The organism is Vibrio sp. Vb0598, from assembly GCF_033338935.1.
Lineage (GTDB): Bacteria > Pseudomonadota > Gammaproteobacteria > Enterobacterales > Vibrionaceae > Vibrio > Vibrio alginolyticus.
This window is the reverse complement of the sequence record NZ_JAWOTP010000308.1, coordinates 1-1034: the sequence shown is the minus strand read 5'-3', so window position 1 is coordinate 1034 and position 1034 is coordinate 1. Positions and strand designations below refer to the sequence as shown.

1 protein-coding gene is annotated in these 1034 nt (G+C 44.1%); it reads right to left on the bottom strand.

Annotated features, from left to right (window positions below; all coding sequences use genetic code 11):
- Positions 1 to 360: 360 nt before the first annotated feature.
- Positions 361 to 1034, bottom strand: a 674-nt coding sequence (locus R7Q38_RS24895; protein WP_318114744.1) for a protein-glutamate O-methyltransferase, incomplete at its 5' end; no start/stop codon positions are given.

Sequence of the window (1034 nt, the reverse complement as noted above, 5' to 3'; positions counted from 1 at the left end):
CACCGTGTGCTGGTGGATGCCTAGTGCATTGTCAAAAGATATAGCCATGTTTGCCTCTACAATTAAGAACTGACCGTTATTAATAACTAAATAGCAATTAGCGTGCCAAAAACCGGAAACGCTAAAGCACCTATCAGCTATTGACGTTTTAGATTGCAATAAGCAAGCCAAAGTAACTGGAATGTCGTATCACTTCGCTTACTTGAATAAAGATACACCCTGCAGAGGGAACAGGGCAAAGTCCGACAACAGATTAGCGAGGGGAAACTCGAAAGCTCATCTCATGTAGACAAAAGAAAGAATGCAGAAAAAGAAAAGCCTGACACGAGGTCAGGCTTTGTTTTCAAATAAGAGATACCGCTATTTAAGCTTGTAAATGATACCTGGATTACAGCGCACCATTTCAAATTTATCAGTCAGACCGGTTAACGACTCTGACGCACCCAGCAATAGGTAACCACCAGGGTTTAAACTGCTCGCCATTTGGTTAAGCACTTTAGATTTCATCTCTGGAGAGAAGTAAATCAGCACATTACGACAGAAAATGATGTCGAATTTACCCATCAGTGCGTAGCTATCCATCAAGTTTTGAGGACGGAAGTTCACCAAACGTTTAACGTTGTCTTTCACTTTCATACGGCCATCGCCTGCATCTTCAAAGAAAGTGCGGCGACGCTCAGGCGAAAGACCACGACCTAAAGCTAGGTTGTCATACACACCTGCACGACACATTTCGAGCATGCTTGCAGAAATGTCCGTCGCTGTGATGGAAACACTTGGCAGCAAACCTGGCTTACGCTGTTGCGTTTCCAGAATTGTCATCGCGATTGAATAAGGTTCTTGACCAGATGAACTGGCCGCAGACCAAATTTTAATTGGACGTTTATTTGCCGCAACTTCTGGCAATAGTTTGTCAGCTAAAACCGTGAACGGATAAGTATCTCGAAACCACAAGGTTTCGTTAGTCGTCATCGCATCCACAGCAGCAATACGCAGTTCACGATTGCGGCCAGCAACAACATCGCGTAGCAAAT